A 19,361-nucleotide genomic window follows, 5' to 3' on the forward strand; every position below is an offset into this window, starting at 1 on the left:
TCATGTTGCATACCATTCAAGCAGATTTTTATAGACTTTTTCGCTCCAAAGGTTTTTGGATTACAGAAGCCATTCTCGTTCTCAACATCCTGTCTGGAGTCATTTTTGGTGCTACCGGTCACGTCGGTGTCAATACGGAATCCAAATTACCCCAAGCGACAGAAGTTTGGACGGGCTTTAAAGCCTTGACCAACTACTCCGCTAGCATCAGTGTGACCATTCTCTTTACCATTATTGTCATCACCTTGGTCCTGGGAACAGACTTAACACAAAACTTATACAAGAACAGTCTGGCCTACGGCGTTTCGCGCACCAGCTACTACTTTGCCAAAAGTGCAGTTGTCCTGACCATTGCTCTATTCCAATTTCTTGTTTCTTATGGTCTCGTCTTCTTGATTGCGACCCTCTACAATGGAATGGGTACCATGCCAGAGCACTTCCTTGCTCATTTTGGTCTAACCGTGCTGATTCAGTTCCTTTCCACCTTGGCTTGGGTCAGCATCATTTCCTTCCTTCTTTATGCTAGCCAATCCATCACCTTGGCCTTCGTTGGCTACTTCATTGGAAATATCTTCTTAAGCCTTCCTGCGCTCTTCTTTAAAGACATTGATCTTCTCCACTATCTAAACTTGGAATTCCAATATTCCATGGTCCAAAGTACGACAGCAACAAACAACACCCTCTCGATCGCTCTTGGCTTCATCCTTGTTTTCGGCTTCCTAGGACTCGCTACCTTTAAACACAAAGATTTATAACAAAAAGGCTTGACGATTGGTCAAGCCTTATTTTTTAATGTAATGGTCAAGATAAACCAGTCTGCCTCTGTTGCCAGTTGCAAGTCGCCCCCTAAAATCTCTACAAAATTTTGAATAATGTAGAGACCCAAGCCAGAAGACTCTTCTGTATCCGATAGATTTTCTGAGTAGAATCGACTAGCCAGTTGGTCTAAATGCTGAATCGGTTGTTGCACAATATTGCGCAGCTCGACCCGAATCGTGTCCGGGTCCGACATCAGGGTCAAATGTGCCTGCTCCTTCCCATGCTTGAGGACATTGCTGAGCATATTTTGCAAGAGGCGCTCCCAAAGCTCAGGATCGGTAGCATAATGAAGATGTTCTTCTAACTCTACCTCTAAGGCAATCCCCGCCTCAGACAAGCTATCATAATACTGGAATAACTGCTGGGTTAGGACTTGGCTGAGATTAACGTCTGAAAGCCGAGGCTGGATGGCTCCCTCCATCAAGCGTCTGTACTCCAAGAGAGATTCCAAGCGTTTTGAGACAACTTGAAGATTGGAAGCAATTTTCTTCAGCTTTTCCTCTTCTTGCGTCCCTCCTTTGATGATTTGTTGGGTATAGCCCGAAGCAATGGTCAAAGGCGTCCGGATATCGTGAGCAATATTACTGATGGCCATATCCAAGGTTTTCTTCTCTTGAAAGGCAATCCGATTGGTCCGCTCGATCTGTTCAAACAGATCACTGACCTGCTTGGTCAAGGCGACCAATTCTTTTTTTGAGACCTGAGAGGTCAACCGTACCCCACTCCCATTTTGGAGCTTCTTTTGAATTTGCTCCTGCAAATCTTTGAGGGCAGAGAGTAGGCGAAGGTAACCTAGTCCCAAGAGAAGGACAAGGACGACTAGAACTAGAACCAATCCCCACATTACTTGTCTCCTTTCAAGCGAACTCCCAAGCCCCAGACGGTTTCAATATAGTCCTCATCTGGATCGAGCTGAGCAATTTTCTTTCGGAGGTTGCTCAACTGGGCATTGAGCGTATTGTCTCCAGGCAGATAAACTTCTTCCCAGACTGCTTCATACAACTCTTCCTTGGTAAAAATCTTCTTTGGATGCGCCAGTAAGGTCTCAAAAATTTGAAATTCTTTTTTGCCCAAGCGAAGCGTCTGTTCTCCAGATTCCAGTTCAAAGGTTTCTGGGTTCAGGACCAGATTTTTAAAAGTCAGCTTTTTCGATGATGGAGGTTCCTGTGCCGGAGTGTTGTTATTTCTCAGCTGCACCGTTACCCGAGCTGCCACTTCGTCCAGATTAAAGGGCTTGACGATATAATCATTAGCACCTGCAAGGAGATACTGGCTAATGAGGTGTTTGTCTCCAAGAGCGGTCATCATGATGACTGGCACCTGACCCTGCAAACGGATCTCCTCCAGGACCTGATCCCCATTTTTCCCAGGAAGCATGATATCGAGAAGGACCAAATCAATGGCTTCTTGCTGGAAGACCCGCAGCCCTTCTGTACCTGAAAAAGCCTGAAGGACCTCATGTTCTTCACCTAAGAGACTGTATAAAATTTCTTGGATATCATTATTATCCTCGATTAATAAAACCCGTGCCACTTGCCTCACTCCTTTTTCCTTTGAACTCCAAATCATTTCTATTCCTCTAGCCTATCAAATAAAGGGACCTTCGTCAATGAAAATCTGATAAAATCCTATAGTACCCCTGCAAATCTGCATGTTAGGTCATCACAAGATGAACTTGACTATCCTTTCTTTCAAAGGGTATAATAGGACCAATGATAGAATAGGGAGAATCATCTATGAAAAATAACGCCAAAACTAAAATCAGCCTTGTATCCATCCTCGTCATCCTGGGCGTTGCTGCAAGAATGATGCGAGTTATCCACCGCCAGCAAATCAGGGAGCAAAACAGACAAACCATTCAAACGACTAATAAGGTTGCAGAGTTTCAGAAAACACTAGACGAGGAAGAAACGAAGAAACGGAACGAAACCTTCAACAAGATTTATAATGAATCCCTTGTTCGGAATAAGTTTGAGAATTGGCAAAAAGCCGATGAACTTCATGGTTTGGGACAAAGAACTGGGCAGTTTTATATCTATAACTTTGAAAAAAAAGAAGAGATTCTCTTAGAGAATACTGATCAAGCATTTGTTCTACCTATTCGAAACAAGAGTGATAACGTCACATTTCAGGCTATCTTTGCCCACAAGGACGGTCAGTGGCACATCATGAAACCAGACGGAAGTTCTCAGTTGCAACTAGGAGAAGCCAGCATTTCCGCTGAATCTAAGTTTGTCATCGAGAACAATGTCTTAGACTACGACCAGTAAATCAGTAAGGACTTGCCTTAGCTACATACAAAAAGCTTAGGACCCCAGCTTGTGGTAGGGATTCTAAGCTTTTTAGTTTATAGGAGAGAGTCGGCCAGCAAGTACCGAAAACTTTTATTCAACAGAGGCTCCATTTGTCGCAATGACTTCTTTGTACCAATAGAAGGATTTCTTCCGTGAGCGGGCTAAAGTTCCTTTCCCTTCGTTGTCCCGATCGACATAGATAAAGCCGTAGCGCTTCTTCATTTCTCCAGTCCCGGCAGAGACCAGGTCAATACAGCCCCAAGTCGTATAGCCCCAGAGGACGACGCCGTCTTCATGGATGGCATCTCGCATGGCCTTGACATGGGCAGCCAGGTAGTCAATCCGGTAATCATCCTCAATCTCCCCGGCTTCATTTGGTGTATCAACTGCCCCTAATCCATTTTCCACGATAAACATGGGCTTTTGATAACGATCCCAGATAGTATTGAGGGTAATGCGGAGACCAAGAGGGTCAATCTGCCAACCCCATTCCGAGCTTTCTAGGTAAGGGTTCTTCAGAGAGGCAAAGATATTGCCCGCTGTTTTCTCCCTTTCAGCTGGATCCCCTGAAGCGACCCTACTAGCATAATAGGAGAATGAAATAAAGTCCACCGTATGCTCTTTCAATAATTGCAGGTCCTGCTCGGTCATCTCAACCGTGATTCCCTGACGCTCCCACTCTTTCTTAGCATAGTTTGGGTATTCCCCACGCGCCTGCACATCGATGAAGAAATAGTTCTTGCGGTCTTCTTCTAGACCAGCCCAGACATCTCGCGGAGCACAGGTATGAGGATAGTTTGGTCCTGCTGCCAACATACAGCCGACCTTGTTGTTCGGATCAATCTCATGGGCTAGCTTGGTGGCAATGGCTGAAGCAACCAACTCATGGTGAGCTGCCTGGTATTTGACTTGCTCTTCATTCTCCCCTTCTTCAAAGCAGAGCCCCGCTCCCATAAAAGGCGCATGAAGGATCATATTGATTTCATTGAAGGTCAGCCAGTAGTTGACCAATCCCTTATAGCGAGTGAAGAGGGTTCGGCAGAGACGTTCATAACATTCCAACATCTTGCGACTACGCCACCCTCCATACTCTGTAATCAAATGCATGGGGCAGTCAAAGTGGGTAATGGTCACCAAGGGTTCAATACCATACTTGTGGCACTCCTTAAAGAGGTCTTCATAGAACTGTAGACCCGCTTCATTCGGCTCCAGTTCATCCCCTTTTGGGAAGATCCGAGACCAGGCAATGGACAAGCGATAGGTTTTAAAGCCCATTTCCCCAAAGAGGGCAATGTCTTCCTTGTAGCGATGGTACATATCAATGCCATCTTTAGCCGGGTAAAAATAGCCCTCTTCAAAGTCAAACATCTTTTTCTGACCCGTAATAATCGCATGACGATCAGGCCCAATCGGTACCACATCCACATTGGCCAAGCCACGGCCATCTTTATTATAAGCTCCCTCACACTGGTTAGCAGCCGTCGCACCACCCCAAAGGAAACCATCTGGAAATTGAAGTTTGTCGGTCATCACTTTACCTCACTTGATTGGATAGTTCTATTATACCCCTCTCTAACCCAAAAGTCTTACAAGATCCTAGGAAAAACCGAACCTATTCTAAGGTAACTATCGCTTTCATGCAACACAAAAAGATCGGATGACTCCGATCTTTTAATAGTTCATATTCTCATATTCTGTTTTAAGAATAGCTAAGGTTGACGTTAAATGACCACGCCTCCTATTTCATACGATAAAAATCAATGACTAGACCGGCAGGGCCTTCAACTAGCAGACTTTCTGTTCCCCAATCTGTTACAGCTGGTCCGTTTAAAACCTGGATACCAAGATCTTTCAACCGTTGGTAGTTCTGATTTAGATCCTCAACCTCGATATGAAGAATGATTCCTGACTGAAAATCTTCCAAAGGAATCAAATGATTTTGGGATAACATTAGACAATGACTGCCAATCGTGAACTGAGCAAAACTATCATCAGCATAATCTGCCTTTTTATCCAAGATATGCTCCAAGTCAGCACAGACTTGGGGAACATTTGAAACGATGATATCTATTTGATTTAAATTCATTTACTATCTCCATAAAAAGACCGGATTGCTCCGATCTTTTAAGTTTCCCTCTAAGAAAATCAATGCATAAAATCTACACTGTTTACTTTTGATTTTCGGCGAGAGGAATTATTTAATTGCGCGTGATTGCAATCCTTCTTCTTCCAAGAAGAGGCGGAATGGTACAAGCTCTTCAGCTTCGTATTTTTCCTTGAAGGCTTTGATGGCTTCTTCTGAGTGTTGTTTTGGATCCAACTCAAGAACTTCTACTGGAAGTGGACGGTGTTGAGTGATGCGAGCATCGATCACAACAGTTTTACCTTCTTTGTTCAATTTAACAGCTTCTGCAACGACTGCATCGATGTCTTCGATACGGTCAACTGTAAATCCTACAGCACCTTGAGCTTCAGCGATTTTCGCATAGTCAGCATTAGGGAAGTCACAACCAAACAAGTGTTTGTTTGTGTCTTCGTATTTGTCCTTGATGAAGGCATATTTACCATTTGAGAAGACAACGTTGATAACTGGAAGATCGTATTGAACGTTTGTGATAACGTCTGGGTAGCACATGTTGAATGCACCGTCACCCATGATGTTCCATACTTGGCGATCTGGATTGTCTTTCTTAGCAGCGATACCACCAGGAAGGGCGATACCCATTGTCGCAAAGAGTGGAGATGTACGCCACATGTTCTTAGGTGTCATGTGAAGGTGACGAGTAGATGTTTGAGTAGTGTCACCGACGTCGATTGAGTAGATAGCATCTTCGTCAGCGTATTTGTTAATAGCATTGTAAACTTGATACAATTGCAATTCACCCTCAGTTTTACCTTCGAGTTTGTTCATGTAATCACGCCAGTTTTGGTTGTTCTTAACGTTTGCACGCCACCATGGAGTAGACTCAACTGGGTTCACTTTGTCAAGGATTGCTTTCGCTGCTTGACCTGCGTCACCAAGGATTGAAGCGTCAAGGGCGTGACGTTTACCAAGTTTGTAAGGGTCAATATCCACTTGGATGAATTTTTCAGTGTTCTTGAATGCTTCGTAAACTTCAGCAAATGGGAAGTTTGAACCAAGGAAAAGAACAGTGTCTGCTTCAAAGACCACTTCGTTGGCTGGTTTCCAACCAACACGGTATGCAGAACCTGTCAAACCTTCGTAGTTCCATTCGAAGGCCTCGAAGTTTTTACCAGTTGTAATGATTGGTGCTTTAATTTTACGAGACAATTCAGTGATCACATCACCCGCACCAACTCCACCGAAACCAGCGTAGATCACTGGGCGTTCAGCATTGTTCAAAATTTCAACTGCTTTATCGATTTCCACTTCGTTCAAGGCAGGAGCGATAAAGTGACGTTCATAAGAACCTGATCCGTAGTAAGAGTTTTCGTCGATTTCTTGGAAACCAAAGTTTACTGGAATTTCAACAACGGCTGGACCTTTTTTAGAAACGGCAGCACGGCAAGCTTCGTCGATTACTTTTGGTAATTGTTCTGCGTAAGCTACACGTTTGTTGTAAACAGCGATACCGTTGTACATTGGGTTTTGGTTCAATTCTTGGAAGGCATCCAAGTTCAGCTCGTTGTTTGGACGTGATCCAAGAATGGCAAGGAATGGAGTGTTATCCATAGCTGCATCGTAAACACCGTTGATCAAGTGAGTCGCACCAGGTCCACCTGAACCAACTGCAACCCCGATAGAGCCACCAAATTTAGCTTGCATAACCGCTGCAAGAGCACCAGTTTCTTCGTGACGAACTTGCAAGAAACGGATATCTTTGTCTTCAGCCAAAGCGTCCATAAGTGAGCTAAGTGTTCCAGATGGGATACCGTAGATCGTATCTACGCCCCATGTTTTCAATACATTAAGCATTGCTGCAGATGCAGTAATTTTCCCTTGAGTCATTCTAACTCTCCTTTAATTCTATTTTGATCCCTTAAAATGCAGCATAGCGCTTCTACTTCATCTTTGCGATCATCTCGCCTTGAAAATGAGTTTTTTCTGACTTTTCTCATGAAAACGATTTACAAAACGATTACAGTATTAATTTATCACAAAGAGATTCACATGTATAAGGATCTGCTCAGAGATGCTCAATCCCTATTCCATAACAGATGCTCTTTTTGAGAAATTTTCACAAACTATCCTACAATAGGGTATTATACTATATTTTCTTACCCTCTATTTTCCCTTAGAGCTGTAAGGAATGATAAAAAAGTACTACAGCATGCTGTAGTACTCAAATTGATGGCAAAGTATTTTTAAAAAAACTTTCCTTAGGTGAGTACGGACGTCAGCGAACTTCTTCGAAGTTCCATGACTTAGTTTTGAGCCTAAGGTCTCAAAACTACCGAGTGCTTGAAATGATAATGTTTCAAGCACTTTTCTCACGGCGGAAAGTTTTCTGTATTTTCTTGATTCAATCTAAAAATTGGAACTTATTTTACTTTATTCGTTGAATCACTTAACTTATATTACTTAAAAAAGTTTGACTACGTTCTAATCGCTACTGCATACTGTATCACTTCTTATTTTCATTAATCAATCTTTGCGACATTGAGGAGCAGCGAGCTGGTCAAAACAGACAAAGAACTAAGGGCCATGGCAAGACCTGCTAGTTCTGGATTGAGGGTCAATCCCAGTCCTACAAAGACTCCAGCAGCAATTGGAATCCCAAGGATATTGTAGATAGAGGCCCAGAAGAGATTGAGTAAGATCCTGCGGAAGGTCTTTTGACTCATGTCAAAGGCGCGCACAACGCCAAGCAAATCATTTTGCGTGAGCACGATGCCACCGGACTCGATCGCAATATCCGTTCCAGATCCCATAGCGATCCCCACATCCGCGATCGAGAGAGCTGGAGCATCATTGATCCCATCTCCAACAAAGGCGACCTTGCTAGTTTCTTGCAGTTTTTGGATGGCGCTAGCTTTTTCTTGAGGAAGGACATCAGCAATGACGGTGTCAATTCCCACTTGCTTAGCAATAGCTTGGGCCACCCGTTCATTATCCCCCGTTAACATGACCGTTTTCAAGCCCCGTTCTTTGAGCTTTTTGATCGCTTCTTTTGAGCTGGCCTTCGGAGCATCTTGAATGGCAATCAAGCCAATCACTTGCCCATCCACAGACAAACTGATCACTGTTTTGGCCTGCTCTTGCAACTCTACCATCCGTTTTTCAAGCTCCGGATCCATCGCTGTCCCGTCATGAAGTTTGCCATTTCCCAAGGTCACCAACTGCTGGTCGATCTGACCTTGGACCCCTTTTCCTTCAATCGCTTGGAAGTTTTCCACAGGGGATAACACCAAACCTTTTTCTTCTGCTTGGGATAACACCGCTTGGGCTAGTGGATGTTCTGAAAAAGTTTCAAGACTAGCAGCCAGTGTCAAGACACGCGCTTCATCTCCTACAACATCGGTTACAAGTGGTTGGCCAATGGTAATAGTCCCTGTCTTATCAAACACAACGGTTTGAATCTTTTGCACTTCTTGAAGAACTGTTCCATTTTTAATCAGAACCCCCATCTTGGCACTACGACCAGTTCCGACCATAAGGGCTGTTGGCGTCGCCAAACCAAGGGCACAAGGACAGGCAATAATGAGGACAGAGACTGCATAGAGCATGGCCTCTTGGAGCGACGCGCCCAGAAGCACGGACCAAACCCAGAAAGTCGCAATGGCCAAAATCGTCACCACTGGAACAAAGATACCTGAAATCTTATCCGTCAAATCTTGAATAGGAGCACGACTGGATTGGGCCATTTTGACAAAGTCCACAATTTGAGATAAGAGGGTCTCACTACCGACTTTTTCAGCCTTAAAGAGAATGGTCCCATTGCTGTTGATAGTGGAGCCAATGACTGCATCACCAACTGATTTTTCCACAGGCAAACTTTCACCTGTCACCATCGACTCATCAATGGTCGTACTTCCTTCTACAATCGTCCCATCAACCGCGATCTTTTCCCCAGGACGGACCCGAATCAAATCACCAATGTGGATATCTTCCGCCGCCACCTCGACATAGTTCCCATCACGAAGAACTTGAGCCGTTTTTGCCTGCAAATCCAACAACTTTTCCACAGCCTCGGAGGCATTGTTACGCATCCGTTCCTCAAAGATTTGCCCTAAGAGGATAAAGAAGATGATAAAACCCGCAGCCTCAAAGTATACTGGCTGACCAGTAAAAAGGGCAAATACACTATAGACATAGGCTACCAGGGTTCCAAGAGCTACCAAGGTATCCATATTGGAATGGTGCTTCTTAAATGAGGCCCAGGCACTCTTGATAAAAGGAACTCCTGCCACTAGCATAATCGGCGTTGTCGCTAGAAAAGTCCCCCAGCGACTGACTTGATGGGATACAAATCCTGCCATCATCCCGATCATCAAGATCAATAAAGGAAGAGTAAAGATACTAGTAATCCAAAAGCGACCCAGTAAACCTAAGACACGACGGCGTTTTTCCACAACCGTGTAGGAACCCTTTTGCATCTTCATTCCACATGAAAACTCGAAGTCCCCTGTTTCTGTCGGGGTAAAGGATATCACCTTATCCACACCGACTTCCAAAGGCTCTAAAATCCCCTGATCTTCAAACAAAATTTCCTTGTAACAGCCGGAAGGATTGACCCGATGGAAGGTGATTTCAGCAGGGATCCCTTTTTGAAGTTGAAATTCTTTGGGACTATAGCCCTTTTCTGCTGTAATACGGATCTTTTGCACTCCGTTTTCCACAACTGCTTTTTGTTTTTCTACCATACCTACTCCTTTATTCCACAATCATTTGACCATGCATCATGTTCATTCCACATGAATACCCATATTCGCCCGCTTTTTCTGGCGTAATTTCAATGACATGTTTTTCACCTAAAGGCAAATCTTCATGAACGCCAAAATCTGGAAAGATCACTTGAGCCAGACATGAAGATGGATCCTTGCGATTAAAGATGATCCGGGCTGGAACATTTTTTTTCAGGACAATGGTTTCAGGCGAATAGCCCCCCATGACTTCGACTTCAATTTCTTGATAACCTGATTTCTGACGAGCGTGGCCGCTTACCTTTTCATGCTCTGCAAAGAACCACCAAGCAATAAAAGCAACCAAAAGTAAACAAACAATACTAATTAACAATCCAAACATGGAATTTCCTTCTTTCTATTACATACAATTGCAAGGGACTGTTTCGACAGCCTCTGCTTTCTTTTCTTCCAGGACCTGCTGCAGCTGATTAAGATCTGCAAGCGTAAAGTCACTCTCCTGAATCAAGTTTTCAAGCACCTGGACAATTCTTTTTGAGCAAACCTTGTCTTTCACCTCCTCAACCACCAAGTCTAAACTCTGGTCCTGCTTCAACAAAGCCGAGTAGACAAAGGCTTTGCCAGATTTTTCTCTGGTCAGACAGCCCTTTTCAACCAAGCGCGTCAAGAGGGTCTTGATGGTCGACTTCGACCAGTCAAAGCGCTCGGACAAGACGGCGATCAAATCCCTGCTGGTCTGCTTGCCTTCCATCCAGATAATTTTCATGATGCGCCATTCCGCATTGGAAATTTGCATGGCTTCTCCTTTCTAAATCTACATTTGTAAATCTTATGATGCTATTCTACTCCTAAGATTTACATTTGTCAACCAAAAAGACAAAAAAATTTCCTCTTGGAAATAGAGGAAGGTAGACAATCTGTTTTTACAAAAAATCATCTAAAGAAATCTAAAAAGAAATAGAATTGATTTCAATTATAAGAACCATTCAAATATTTCCTGAAACTTTCCGCCGTGAGAAAAGTGCTAGAAACACTATTGTTTCTAGCACTCGGGAGTTTTGGAACCTTAGGTCCAAAACTAAGTCATGGAACTTCAAAGAAGTTCGCTGACGTCCGTACTCACCTAAGGAAAGTTTTTAAGAAGACTTTATCTTCAATCTGAAATTTTTCTTTGAAGATTTGTCTAGTTGGGCTTTTTCGCTCCCTATTTTGTCTCTATAATGTCTCCTGCAGAGCTTGGGCTAGAACTCGGTAACCAGCCACACTTAAATGGAGGCCATCTGTCGTATAGGCTTCTGCCAACTGCCCCTTTTCATCCAATAAAGACGAATACACATCGACATAGCTGACCTGGTGGTAGGCCTGAGCCAATTCGCGATAGGCCTGGTTGAGGGACTGAATTTTTTCATTGGTCCGCACATAGACCTTTTGTTTGTAGCGCTCTTCTTGACTCACCGGTAAAACCGAGATCAGGTTGATGTGGGTCAGCGGAAAATCTCGCATAATTGCTTGTAAGACCGCTTCTACATTGTCTAGGGTTTCCTTTTGAGGAATTTCTTTTCCGATATCATTGGTCCCGATCAAGAGAAAGATCTGATCCACCGCCGTTCCAAAGACATGGGCGTCTAGATGCTCACGAAGGAGATCCGTCTTATAGCCTCGCACTCCTCGATTGACCATGTGCTTGGGACTTTGTAATAGTTCATGAATGGGAAAATACTCTACGATGGAGTCTCCGATAAAGATCAAACCAGGCTCCTTCAGAGGGGCTTGATTGAGTTCCCGATAGGTTGTTATGATTTTCTCCTGCTCCTTTAAGAGCCAGTCTTCTAACAGTTGTACCGCCATCTATTTCTCTCCCTTCACTTGTTCCCAGGGGGTCAATCCTAGATACTCTTCGATCACCTGGTAGACACCACCTTCTTGATGGCTCGGTGCTAGGTGTTTGGCAACAGCTTTGACAGCTTCTTCTGCATTGGCTACAGCATAGGAGTGACCTGCCATTTCAAGCATTTCGATGTCGTTTCCACTATCACCAAAGGCCATGACCTGGCTGGCGTTAAGCTGCCACATCTCCATTAATTGAGCCAGTCCCCAAGCCTTGTGAATGCCAGCTTGTAAGAGATCCATGCTGCCAAAACCGCTCGAAACCGCCATCAGCTGATCTCCAAAAGCTTGTTGGACTTCCTGGCTCACTTGATCAAGACGATCCAAGCCTACCACCAAGCTCATTTTAAGCACCTGATCAAATAGATCTGCTGTCAATTCCGGAACAAACTTCATCCGCTTGTACAAGGCTTCAATCACTTCTGGCTGCATGAATTTCTCAACTTCTGTAAAGACCGTTCCTTCCTTGACAAAGCCACCATTGACAGCTGACACAACCAGCTGGTCTGAAATTTCCCGCCCCTTAAAATAAGCAAGAACCGCCTCTACTAGTTCTCGATCCCAGAATTTTCCTAGAATCATCTGGTCATCCTCAAAAATCCGAGCTCCGTTGGCTACGACTAGAGTCACCCGTTTGACCAAAGGACCCAAGAGCTGGCGCATGCGATGGATTTCATTTCCCGTCGCAATGACAAAGCGAATCCCTTTTTGATCCAAGTGGTCCAATAGCCTTTCCAGGCGCGGAAGATCTACCTCTCCTCGCTCATCTAATAAGGTTCCATCCATATCTGTTGCAATCAACTTAATCATACAATCTAACCTTTTCCCTTTCATAGGGTGCAAACTATCTGTTCCCATTATACCACAGATCAAGCAAGTCAAAACCACCCGTGAAAACAGGTGGTTTACTTTTAGTCTGAAAGTTGCTACTAAAGACCAAGTGATATCATAAATATAATCCCTTTTCTACACTTTCCTGAACCAACTCTTCCGTCAGTTTCCATAATTCTTCCGATTCACTTTTTATAAATTTTTTCTTTTCTAATACCATCTCTGAACGGATATGATCAGGATTATAATTGACTTCTGATACTTCCAAGTGATTGATCAGTGGTACCAATGCGTCAATCACTCTTGCATATCTTGCCTCAGGACTCTGGCCTTTTTCAAACTCCAACCACGAATTTTTCATATTCACATATGTTGCTTCTGGAAGGAGGCTCATTGTTTTTTCTATAGATGCTAACTCTCTATCATGAGCATGAAGCTTTTTTTCATCATCAAACACCCAAGTATCTCCGGCATAAATCTCACCTAAATCATGAATCAGTAACAGAAACATGACCTTTTCCATATTCAATTTTTCAGGATAATAATCTTGCAGAACCATCGCAGCTATCGCACCCTGCCAAGAATGCTCGGCACTATTTTCAGACCGTCCATCAAGGGTTCTATTAAACCTTGTTACCGACTTTAATTTCTCGATTTCTTTAATAAATTCAACTGTTTGATTCAAATCACTCATGGCGACTCCAACCTCCCTATTCGAAATTACGACTATCATACCAAAAATCAGGTTTTCCATAAATGAATTCCCGTATTTGCACAAATAAAACTCCCTCCTTTTCGGAGCACCTCCATTTTTCTAACAAGACTACAAAGACAAGTAAAAAAACTAACCAGTCTTTGCCGGTTAGCTTCTGTTTTTTAGCCAACAAAGGCCCAAATAATAGCAATCAGCACTGCTGGAAGGAGATTGGCGACCTTGATTCGTTTGCCCCAGATGAGATTGATTCCTACACAGAGAATGAGGCTGGACCCGACTAGGGACAGATTCGAAAGGGCTTGTGGAGTCATGATCGGTGCGATCAAATGGGCCAACAGCGTGATCAAGCCCTGAAGGATCACGAGTGGAACCACCGCAAAGATCGCTCCCTTTCCTTTTGAAACGGTCAAGACCAAAACGATAACCATATCGAGAATAGCCTTGGCCAACAAGGTCGAGGTGTCGCCTGTCAGGCCATCCTGGACGGCTCCGACCACCGCCATAGCCCCGATACAAATGGTCAAGGCCGTGGTCATAAAGGCATCAACAAAGCTGGAATCGCCTTGGTTGCCCGTCTTTTCCTTCAGCCAGGTTCCCAGGCGCTCAAAACCCTCCTCAATCTTCAAGAGTTCCCCGATAACGGACCCGATTACTAGACTCAGAATCAACATCATACTGCCGTGACTCTCCACATGACTTCCATGCACCACCAGCATCTTTTCCAAGGTCCCTGCGATGCCCAAGACAAAAACAGCAACTCCTGTCACTTTCAGAAGGGTCTCATGAAAATCTTCTGATAAACGTTGACCGATGAGCAATCCTAAAAGCCCACCAAACACGACCCCTAAGGCATTATAGAAGGTCCCTAAACCGATCATTTACAAACTCCTTCGTTCATTTCATTTTCATTCTTTTTTAATTTCTTTCAAAGACCAGTGTCCCGTCTCTTCATACTGGTCAATCAAGTCCTTGGCTGTTTGCGTAATCTCCTCTGGATAATGCAGACTTTCTAGGGTATTGACCGCATTCTTGGTCACGGCTGACCCTGGCTTGATCTGGTAGTCAAAGACGATCTTGCCATCCACATAACGACTGTCAAAATGGTAATTATCATTGACCTCACTAGAAGCTGCGACCAGCTCAATATCATGACTGGAGATCATGTAGAGGCAGTTTTGAGCAGCTAACCAGCGGACAATCCCAAGGCCTGATCCAATCCGCTCGATGGTATTGGTCCCCTTAAAGAGCTCGTCAATAAAGAAGTAGTGAAAACCAGGCTTTTTCAGATGCTGAATCATACGCAAAATAGCTTTACTTTCAGTGATAAAGTAGCTATCTCCAACTTCAATATCATCGCTCACATCCATAGCCGTCAGGACATGACCGTAAGGAAGGGCCAAGGTTTCTCCATAGGCAAAGCCCAGCCCTTGAGCCAGAATAGCATTGATAGCGACGGTCTTCAAATAGGTTGATTTCCCAGACGCATTGTCCCCACTGATGACCATATTTTTCTGAAAATGCACATCATTCGCAATCGGATTAGACAGCAAAGGATGATAGAGCGTCTCGCCTTCAATCCCACCCGCCTCCGTAAAGACTGGCTGGCAGACCACTTCTAGATCTCTTTTGTGGCGCAAGAGACTAATAGCAACTTCCATCTCCCCTAGCAGATCCAGAAGCTTCTGGGCCTCTTTTTGATGAGCCTTCACCTGATTGTAAATATAAACCTGGGCGATCTGCGGGAGTAAAAAGAGGACATTAAGGTAGAGGAGAATGATTTCCATCTCAGAGGTCCCCGTTGGACTCTGCAAGACACTGGCAAGGATACGCGTTTTCTTAAAGGGTTTGACTGCCTGCTTGAGTTCTTCTTGTTGTGGCAAGGCTAGATGGCTTAAGCGTTCTGCCGAAGCAAAGATACGGACCAAATAGCTAACATTGTCCAGACGGATTTTATTGGACCAATTGCGCAAACTCGAAAAGACGATATTAAAGACCACACTGATCACCAAGAGGGTAATCGCCCCAACCGGCTCAAAGGGGATGGCAAAGAGACAGAGGATTGGAAGACAGGCCAAGGCTATATAGAGGGGCAAACCTGCATAATGCTTGCCAGGATTTGCGACAATGCTACGCGCCATGTTGTGGTTCTTCTTGCCTAGTTGGTTGAAAATGACCTGAACCTTGAGCCGCAAATCCGGATGCTCTTCAAAGAAGGCTTCTAAGTCATGAAGCTGATCCTGAGGCTGGAATTCCAGCAGGCGCATTTTTTGATAGAGAGCTTCTGCCCCAAGGCTCGATTGGGTGTAATTGAGCTGATCAAAGACCGCATCCAAAGCCAAATCATGCCAAGTCTGATCATCCACTTGGCTATCGAACGTCCTTCCCTTAGCTGGATAAGCCAGACTGTCTATCAAACTTTCTTCCGTGTCTTTCTTACGAAAGAAAGGCGCTCCATCCCAAGCTTTTTTCAGCTTTTGCTTGAGGCGGATGGCCGTCAGAAATTTGGTTGCCCAAATTACCACCATCAATCCTAGAATCCCAAGCGGAATCCAGTTCACATTTCCTTCCATGCTCTATTCCTTTCCATTCTGAGGCCAGTCCAAGTGAACATGTTCCTTCATTTCTCGGTAGGCCGTGTCCACTCTCTCCTTGGTCTCCTCATCCAGCTTGTCGCGGTATTTGCCACCCTGGATAAAATCTTCCAAAATATAGGTCTGGTACTTGTACAACTCATAGCCTTCAGGAGAATAGGTCCCCTTCGGAGTTCGACTAACCCAGGTTGGATGAGCAGTAGCCGTCTTAATCTTTGTCTTGCGGCCGACCTTTTCGATGGTCACATCCATCAAGACTCCTCGCTCTGTCCACTGGGCCGTCTCCACGTCCCCCATGGTTTCCAGACGCTGATTAGAAAGGAAATTCCCCATCGAGTAGATGATGAGCTTGTTTTGACCATCTTTATTGACCACTTCAGCAGGCTCTACAACATGGGGATGCCCGCCAAAGACAATATCAGCTCCCCATGAAATCATCTTATGGTAGAGCTCTTTTTGCTCTTCTGTCGGCTCCAACTGGTACTCAATTCCCATCTGGGGCATGACAATGGTGATATCAGCCTCTTGCTCTGCCTTTTGGATCTCCGCCTTCATCCGCTCTTCATCCAAATCAGACAAGACATCTGCTTGCTCCTCTGGAGTGAGGGTCGTTTCCATCCCATTAAAGCCGTAAGCATAGGCTAGAATAGCAATCTTGATGCCATTCACTTCCTTGATCACCAAGGGAGCTTGCCCTCTCTTTTCATGCGTGTAGACACCGACAGGTGTGATGCCTGCATCTTCAAAGGCCTTGGCTGTCGAATAGACCCCATCTAGGCCTGAATCCAAGATATGGTTGTGTCCCAAATCCATGACATCATAACCAGCATCCTTGATGGCTGGTACGACTTCGCTCGGCGCATTAAAGAGAGGATAACCTGACAAATAGTAATTCGGGTTAATGGTTCCCTCAAAATCACCCAAGGCCAGATCCGCTTTTTGTAGCCAGGGTTTGACATACTCATAATTTTCATGAAAATCATAGCTTCCGTCTTCCTTTTGTGCACTCATATAAACCAGATCATGATAGAGCTGGTCTCCATTCGCCATGATCCGCGCTGTATGAGGAATCTGATCAGCCGGTGTTTTTGCCTTGTACACAACCTCTGGCCGTTCGGTTGCGGTGATCGGAAAGCCTTGGAACTTTTGCACCCACAAGATGGCATTGGCCACGATAAAAACGATGGACAAGAGCACATAGACAAACTGTTCATTGGTCAGCTGAATTCTTGAAAAGAGACGATCAAAAGCCCAATCAAAGGCCGATGACAACTCTTTTCCCATCGTTTTGATGGTCCCTTTCACATTCTCCCACTTCTCTAACATTCCTACCTCTTCTTCCTACCTAGTTTCTCCAATGCTCTGCCAACAGATTGAGCTGTCATTGAAATACTTTCTCTTCATTGTATCACAATTTTTAAGAAGAGAAAAAAGAGAGCAGGACAGAAACGCCATTGTTTAGAAACGCTTCATCGTCCTGCTCTTGCACAGTTGATTGATTCATATAAATGGTCGCAAATCACTTCTTATCGTTTGATTTGGACAAGCTAATCGCAACCATGACAAGACTTAGGAAAAAGGCCGAAAGCAACCCTTTTGTCGTCCGATTCATAAAAGGTTGATGAAATACAAAATGATTATAGGCAATAAATCCTAATCCAATTAGAGTCACCAAAGCCGAAAACACAAAAATCGTTCGCCATAAATTTCTATTTTTCATCATAAACTCCGTTTCTCGATCTGCGAGAAAGACCTACTTATTTCAAAGCATTTAACAAATATCCATAACCTTCTTGCTCCATCTCTTCTTTTGGAATAAAGCGCAACGAGGCCGAATTGATACAATAGCGAAGACCACCCTGGTCTTTTGGTCCATCGGTGAAGACATGGCCTAGATGGGCATTGCCTGAGCGGGAACGAACTTCGATCCGCTCCATCCCGTGGCTATGGTCCTGGTAATAGTGGACGACATCTTTGGCAACGGGACGGGAGAAACTTGGCCAGCCACAGCCAGACGCAAACTTATCCTTGGCAAAAAAGAGAGGCTCCCCCGTCGTAATATCCACATAGATCCCCTCTTCAAAGGTCTGGTCATAGGCATTGTGGAAAGGACGTTCCGTCGCGCTTTCTTGAGTGACTTGGTACTGCTCTGCTGTCAGTTTCGCCTTTAGGATTTCTTGATCTGGCTTCTGATAAGCTGCTGGATCAATCAAGGGCTGCTCAGCATCTGTCACATCGATATGGCAATAGCCTCCAGGATTCTTCTTCAGGTAGTCTTGATGGTAGTCCTCCGCCAAAATATAGTGGCGCAAGGGTTCTAGTTCAACCGCAATTTTGCGTCCCAGTTGCTTCTCTTCTTCTGCAAACACTTGGGCGATCACTTCACGATCTGCCTCGTCTGTATAATAGACACCCGTCCTATATTGGCGGCCTCGATCATTTCCCTGTTTGTTAATGGATAAGGGATCGATCACCCGGAAATAGTAGAGCAGAATCGCTCGTAGAGTGATCTTGTCTGGATCGTAGATAACTTGTACAGTCTCTGCATGATCCGTTTCCTTAATCAGTTGGTAATTGGTCGTTTCTACCTGGCCATTGGCATAGCCCACCGTCGTCTGTTCTACACCGGGGATCCGTGAAAAATATTCCTCCAAGCCCCAAAAACAGCCACCTGCTAAATAAATCTCTGCCATCTTTTTTCCTCACTTCCTGCATTCCCCACAAGGAACGCTTCTCATCTATTAGCTCCATCATAATCCAAGAGCCTCAGATTTTCAAGGATTCTGCATCAAAAATCCCTTCTACTATATGTAAAAGGGATTCAATCCTTCTTATTTTTCAAATAAGAAAAAGAGCGAGTAGTAGAAATTCCAAAACGAAATGCTTAACTGATGTAGAAAATCATGAAGAACTACCATGACCAACACCTCCTCTGAATATCTGTGGACAAACACAAAGCTAGTATCAACTACAAAACCACCGTCGGTCCGTAGACCTGTAACTGAGGCTTCACTACCTCATAATGCCAGTGATCATAAGCTCGCCAAGCTTGAAAGGCTTCTTCGTTCAATGCTAGCCCGCCCAGACCAATCAATAGACTGGCGGTCTGATAAAACTTTTCCAACTCGATCAACAAGCGATTGTCTACCCGCCTAGCCTTTCGTAAACCTTTCAACATCTGCTCCAGATTTTCTCGAAATCGAAAGGCATCTGGACTGGGGGTGAATCCTTTCAAAAAGGCTGTTTGAAGAAGGCTGACCGTCGTCCTTGCCTCTTGAATCACATCCCTTTCTTCCATAGCAATCACCTTCCTTTTCACCTCCATTGTACACCTTTTTCTCTCTATAAAAATGGAAAATTCCTAAAACTAGGAACAGAATGTTCTCTCTTGACAAGAAA

The 19,361-nt window shown here is 44.4% G+C and carries 19 protein-coding genes; 2 read left to right on the plus strand and 17 right to left on the minus strand.

The features are described from left to right. Window positions 1-2 precede the first annotated feature (2 nt). Complete coding sequence (locus H7T92_RS05805; protein ID WP_201037310.1) at window positions 3-755, plus strand: ABC transporter permease; 753 nt, start codon at window positions 3-5, stop codon at window positions 753-755. A gap of 20 nt (window positions 756-775) precedes the next feature. Here the strand turns inward: H7T92_RS05805 and H7T92_RS05810 are convergent, their stop codons facing one another. Continuing rightward, the gene (locus H7T92_RS05810) at window positions 776-1,663 is read right to left on the minus strand and encodes a sensor histidine kinase (protein WP_201037311.1); all 888 of its coding nucleotides are present in this window, start codon (window positions 1,661-1,663) and stop codon (window positions 776-778) included. Continuing rightward, window positions 1,663-2,352, minus strand: coding sequence for a response regulator transcription factor (locus H7T92_RS05815; protein ID WP_037615952.1), 690 nt, complete (start codon window positions 2,350-2,352; stop codon window positions 1,663-1,665). The genes H7T92_RS05810 and H7T92_RS05815 overlap by 1 nt, the downstream gene beginning before the upstream one ends. Window positions 2,353-2,555: 203 nt before the next feature. Here H7T92_RS05815 and H7T92_RS05820 point away from each other — a divergent pair, with 203 nt between their 5' ends. Further along, window positions 2,556-3,089, plus strand: a complete 534-nt coding sequence (locus H7T92_RS05820) for a hypothetical protein (RefSeq protein ID WP_155124642.1) — start codon at window positions 2,556-2,558, stop codon at window positions 3,087-3,089. Between the two features lie 114 nt (window positions 3,090-3,203). Here H7T92_RS05820 and H7T92_RS05825 read toward each other — a convergent pair whose 3' ends face one another. From H7T92_RS05825 to H7T92_RS05890, 15 genes are all read right to left on the minus strand, one after another. Continuing rightward, complete coding sequence (locus tag H7T92_RS05825; protein WP_003005649.1) at window positions 3,204-4,643, minus strand: 6-phospho-beta-glucosidase; 1,440 nt, start codon at window positions 4,641-4,643, stop codon at window positions 3,204-3,206. 208 nt (window positions 4,644-4,851) lie between these two features. Beyond that, window positions 4,852-5,199, minus strand: a complete 348-nt coding sequence (locus H7T92_RS05830) for a VOC family protein (RefSeq protein WP_003005063.1) — start codon at window positions 5,197-5,199, stop codon at window positions 4,852-4,854. Window positions 5,200-5,307: 108 nt separating this feature from the next. Then, window positions 5,308-7,083, minus strand: a complete 1,776-nt coding sequence (gene spxB, locus H7T92_RS05835) for a pyruvate oxidase (RefSeq protein ID WP_201037312.1) — start codon at window positions 7,081-7,083, stop codon at window positions 5,308-5,310. A 632-nt stretch (window positions 7,084-7,715) separates the two neighbouring features. Then, window positions 7,716-9,938, minus strand: a complete 2,223-nt coding sequence (locus H7T92_RS05840; protein ID WP_260314288.1) for a heavy metal translocating P-type ATPase — start codon at window positions 9,936-9,938, stop codon at window positions 7,716-7,718. A gap of 10 nt (window positions 9,939-9,948) precedes the next feature. Further along, on the minus strand, window positions 9,949-10,320 hold the full coding sequence (locus H7T92_RS05845; protein ID WP_024056338.1) for a cupredoxin domain-containing protein: 372 nt from the start codon (window positions 10,318-10,320) through the stop codon (window positions 9,949-9,951). An 18-nt stretch (window positions 10,321-10,338) separates the two neighbouring features. Next, window positions 10,339-10,734, minus strand: a complete 396-nt coding sequence (locus H7T92_RS05850) for a CopY/TcrY family copper transport repressor (RefSeq protein WP_049506522.1) — start codon at window positions 10,732-10,734, stop codon at window positions 10,339-10,341. A gap of 419 nt (window positions 10,735-11,153) precedes the next feature. Then, window positions 11,154-11,786, minus strand: a complete 633-nt coding sequence (locus H7T92_RS05855; RefSeq protein WP_049483048.1) for an SGNH/GDSL hydrolase family protein — start codon at window positions 11,784-11,786, stop codon at window positions 11,154-11,156. Further along, window positions 11,787-12,635, minus strand: coding sequence for an HAD family hydrolase (locus H7T92_RS05860; protein ID WP_049523127.1), 849 nt, complete (start codon window positions 12,633-12,635; stop codon window positions 11,787-11,789). It lies immediately after the preceding gene. Window positions 12,636-12,771: 136 nt separating this feature from the next. Continuing rightward, window positions 12,772-13,350, minus strand: a complete 579-nt coding sequence (locus tag H7T92_RS05865) for an HD domain-containing protein (RefSeq protein WP_195189593.1) — start codon at window positions 13,348-13,350, stop codon at window positions 12,772-12,774. Window positions 13,351-13,532: 182 nt separating this feature from the next. Then, window positions 13,533-14,249, minus strand: a complete 717-nt coding sequence (locus H7T92_RS05870) for a DUF554 domain-containing protein (RefSeq protein WP_201037314.1) — start codon at window positions 14,247-14,249, stop codon at window positions 13,533-13,535. Between the two features lie 27 nt (window positions 14,250-14,276). Then, a complete protein-coding gene (locus tag H7T92_RS05875; RefSeq protein ID WP_201037315.1) occupies window positions 14,277-15,941 on the minus strand; it encodes a MutS-related protein in 1,665 nt (554 codons plus the stop codon). A gap of 3 nt (window positions 15,942-15,944) precedes the next feature. Next, a complete protein-coding gene (locus H7T92_RS05880) occupies window positions 15,945-17,288 on the minus strand; it encodes a CapA family protein (RefSeq protein ID WP_201037316.1) in 1,344 nt (447 codons plus the stop codon). Between the two features lie 193 nt (window positions 17,289-17,481). After that, complete coding sequence (locus H7T92_RS10440) at window positions 17,482-17,685, minus strand: hypothetical protein (RefSeq protein ID WP_375791898.1); 204 nt, start codon at window positions 17,683-17,685, stop codon at window positions 17,482-17,484. 34 nt (window positions 17,686-17,719) lie between these two features. After that, window positions 17,720-18,655, minus strand: a complete 936-nt coding sequence (gene msrB / locus H7T92_RS05885; RefSeq protein ID WP_201037317.1) for a peptide-methionine (R)-S-oxide reductase MsrB — start codon at window positions 18,653-18,655, stop codon at window positions 17,720-17,722. A 275-nt stretch (window positions 18,656-18,930) separates the two neighbouring features. Continuing rightward, complete coding sequence (locus H7T92_RS05890) at window positions 18,931-19,287, minus strand: hypothetical protein (RefSeq protein ID WP_049514572.1); 357 nt, start codon at window positions 19,285-19,287, stop codon at window positions 18,931-18,933. Window positions 19,288-19,361 lie beyond the last annotated feature (74 nt).

Origin of the sequence: Streptococcus parasanguinis, from assembly GCF_016648855.1 — a bacterium.
Taxonomy (GTDB): domain Bacteria; phylum Bacillota; class Bacilli; order Lactobacillales; family Streptococcaceae; genus Streptococcus; species Streptococcus parasanguinis_L.